The 3,804-nt window shown below is 65.9% G+C and carries 2 protein-coding genes and 1 pseudogene; 2 read left to right on the top strand and 1 reads right to left on the bottom strand.

Features of this window, described 5'->3' with window-relative positions:
• A partial coding sequence (locus tag LQV16_RS23135) for a choice-of-anchor D domain-containing protein (RefSeq protein WP_229996173.1) occupies positions 1–2,898 on the top strand: 2,898 nt, incomplete at its 5' end.
• A 205-nt stretch (positions 2,899–3,103) separates the two neighbouring features.
• Positions 3,104–3,532 (top strand): nuclear transport factor 2 family protein, encoded by a 429-nt coding sequence (locus LQV16_RS23130; protein ID WP_229996172.1) that lies wholly within the window; start codon positions 3,104–3,106, stop codon positions 3,530–3,532.
• 11 nt (positions 3,533–3,543) lie between these two features.
• On the opposite strand, the pseudogene LQV16_RS23125 reads toward LQV16_RS23130, so the two are convergent.
• A pseudogene (locus LQV16_RS23125) lies at positions 3,544–3,804 on the bottom strand (HNH endonuclease); the annotation flags it as partial.

Raw genomic sequence — 3,804 nt, 5'->3', positions numbered from 1 at the left:
CTCCTGAACGGCGTGGTCTACGCAGGATTTGCCAGCCATTGCGACTACACCCCGTTCGTGGGCTATGTTGTCGGCGTATCGACCGCAGGCCGGCAGACGACGATGTGGGCGACCGAATCAGGCAACGCCAACGCGGAGGGCGGGATCTGGCAATCCGGCGGAGGACTGGTGTCCGACGGCCCCGGCCAAATCCTGCTCACCACAGGGAACGGCATTTCCCCCAAGCCCGGGCCGGGATCGAACCCCCCCAGCACTCTGGCGGAGGCGGTGGTCCGGCTCCGAGTCGGCACCGACGGCAATCTGAAACCCACCGACTTCTTCAGCCCGGCCGACAACGCGAAACTGAACCGAAACGACGCCGATCTGGGCGCCGGCGCTCCCGTCGCGATCCCGGACGGCTATGGCACCGCGGCACACCCGCACCTGCTGGCCCAAATCGGTAAAGATGGCACCATGTACCTGCTGGACCGGGACAACCTGGGCGGCATGGCGCAGGGGCCGGGTGGAACCGACGCCGTCCTGGACAAGGCCGGTCCGTACAGCGGAGTGTGGGGAAAGCCCGGGTTTCTCGGAACCACCAACGGGGGCTACCTTTACGTCGTCGAGAGCAACGGGTACCTTCGCGCGTTCAAGATCGTGACGAGCGCGGCGGGCGGGGTCAGCCTCGCCTCCGTCGGGACCTCCGCCGGCACGTTCGGGTTCAGCTCCGGTTCGCCGGTGGTGACCTCCACCGGCACAGACGGGTCCTCCGCCCTTGTCTGGGTGGTCTATGTCAGCGCAGGTACCGGGGCCGATGCGGAGCTGCGCGCCTACCGGGCAATACCGGACAATACGGGGAACCTCAAGGAAGTGTTTAGCGCCCCACTGGGTATAGGGTCCAAGTTCTCCTCGGTGGCCACTGACAAGGGCCGCGTATACGTGGGCACCCGGGACGGGCACGTCCTGGGCTTCGGCGCCCCGACTACGTCAGCGGTAGGGGCAAAGAACACCGACCTCGGTACCGCCAAGGTTGGCACCTCCGTGACCGGGAGCGTAACGATCACCGCATCGCGGGCGGTAACAGTCAGCTCCATCACGACGCGCGCCCCGTTCAAGATCGGAACCGGGCTCACGATGCCCCGGAAGTTGGCCAAGGGCGCGAGCATGACCGTGCCCGTGATCTTCGCTCCGACTGTTCCGGGCCAGGCCGACGGCACGCTGACGGTCAAAACGGCCGACGGCGAGACCGATCTCATCGGCGTCCACGGCGTCGGCACGAAGGAGGGCCTGGGCGCGACTCCCGCCGTAATCCAGTTCACCGACGTGCCGACAAAAACTGTCAGCCGGCAGACTGTCAACATCGTCAACACGGGCACAACCGTGGCAAAGATCACTGGGGTCACCCTTCCGGCAAACGCACAGCTCCGGGTCGACCCCGGCACGGTGCCGGCTGTGGGGCAGACGATCCAGCCGCTCGCATCGGTTGCGGTGTCCATGACGTTCAGTCCCACGTTGGCGGGCCCGGTGGCCGATACGCTCGTCGTCGCCAGTGACCGCGGGAAGGTGACCGTTAAGGTGGCCGCGACCGCCGTGGCCGGCGCGGCGCACCTGGAGATGCCGCACTCCCTGGACTTCGGTGACGTCCCCGCCGGGACGTCGGTTACCAGGGCTTTCGAGATAAAGAACACCGGCAACGTCCCGATGACCATCACGAAGGCGAAAGCGCCACAGGGCGTCTTCTCCACGACGACTCCCATCTCCGAGGGCTTGAAAATTCCCGCCGGTGAAACCGCGTACCAGACGGTGACCTTCGCGCCCACGGCCGTCGGGCAAGCAGGGACGAGCGAGACCTTTTACCTGATCACTGCGGACGACGGCCAAGCTGCTCAGAAGGTCATGCTCACCGGGAACGGTACCGATGACCCCATCGCTGCTTACGGGTGGAAGATCAATGCAGGCCGCCCCGGGTCGAGCCTCGGCCGGTCGCTGACCGCGGAGTATGCCGTGGGAGTAGGCAAGTGCCAGGACTACACCAGAGGAGTGATCTGCTGGTCAACCAAGACCGGGGCCCATGCAGTCCTCAATGAGATCTACAAGCGGTACAGGGCCGAGGGCGGCGCCGGTGGTCCCTTCGGCTTCCCGACCTCGGACGAGAAAGTGTCGCCGGACAAGGTGGGGAAGTACAGTGACTTCTCCGGTGCGGGTGGGACTTCGATCTACTATTCGCTGACCACCGGGGCGCGCTCTGTGACCGGCGCGATCAGGTCCAAATGGAGGGCACTGGGCGCGGAGACAGGACCCTTGGGGTATCCGATCACCGACGAGAAGCGCACCCCGGACGGGGTGGGACGGTACAACCACTTCTCCGGTGCGGGTGGGGCATCGATCTACTGGACACCGACAACCAAGGCCCACTCGGTAACAGGGGCCGTCCGTGCCAAGTGGGCGTCGCTGGGCTGGGAGACGGGCCTAGGCTACCCGACCTCTGACACTACGGCGTCTGCGGACAAGGTGGGGCGCTACAACCACTTCTCAGGTTCGGGTGGAAACTCGATCTTCTGGTCACCGACGACGGGGGCGCACTTTGTCCTGGGGGCCATCCGGTCCAAATGGGCTGCACTTGGCTGGGAGACCGGCCCGCTGCGGTATCCGATCACGGACGAGGAGGGCACCCCGGACAGGGTGGGGCGGTACAGCCACTTCTCCGGTTCGGGCGGGGCATCGATCTACTGGACGCCGACTACCCAGGCGCACTCGGTGACCGGTGCGATCCGGAATAAGTGGGCGTCGATGGGCTGGGAGAAGAGCCGGCTGGGTTATCCGACGAGCGACTCGTACACGGTATCCGTCGGCCGGGCAACGGATTTCCAGCACGGGCGGCTGACGTGGAATGCGACGGCCAAGACGGTCACCGGATAGCGGTGCCCGCGTCAGTTCAGAAACTCCCGGACCGATTGGCGTCTGGACCTCATCGGTCTGGACCTGATCGGTCCGGACCTGTTCCGCCTGGAAGTGGGTGAGTGCGGCGGCGTAGATTGACGATGCGGGCAGACCGATCTCCGGCCCCGGTGCGGTCCGCCAACGAGCCTGTGCATGAAACCCCGCCATGCCGAGGAGTGATCCGATGAGTCAACTTATCCAGCGCCTGCTTGCAGCGTTCAATGACCACGACCTTGAGGCAGCCGCCGCGTTGTTCCATGAGTCGTATAAGAGCGTGCAACCGGTCCACCCGGCCAGGGCATTTGTGGGACGGGCGCAGATGCACGCGAACTGGGCAGCGATATTCGCTGGCGTTCCCGATTTTCATGCAGAAGTGCTCCGCTCCGCGGACGACGGTAACACCGCGTGGAGCGAATGGACCTGGGCCGGCACCCGCACCGATGGGCGGCCCTTCGACATGCGCGGCGTGACGATCTTCGAGATCGAGGACGGCCTCATTACGAGCGGAAGACTCTTCATGCAAGAGCTTGAACGAGGGGACGTGGGCATCGCAGAGGCAGTCCAGACGCTGACGGGCCGCCGGCCGGACCGGCCCACGGGTCCGGTGGACTGAAGTGGCTGGTCTCAGGCGGCCGAAGGAAGGCTGCGCGCGCTTCTGAGCGTTTTGGCCTGGTGCCGGAGCTGGCGCCGGTGCCGGGAGCCCGGCTGATCCGTTGCTGATGGGCGGAGCGGCGTTCCGGGCAGGGGTGGTGCAGTGGAGTGGTAGGTGTGGCCGGTGGGGGTGGTGAGTTCGATGGTGTGCCTGTGCCGGTCGCCGCTGCCGGAAGCGGATCCGGGTGCTGGGCGGGCGGTCCAGCCGGGGGTTTCTTTGGTGTGGTTGCAGGC

Source organism: Arthrobacter sp. Bi26 (assembly GCF_918697925.1).
GTDB lineage: Bacteria > Actinomycetota > Actinomycetes > Actinomycetales > Micrococcaceae > Arthrobacter.
The sequence above is the reverse complement of the archived record's forward strand: the minus strand, read 5'-3'. Positions and strand labels throughout refer to the sequence as shown.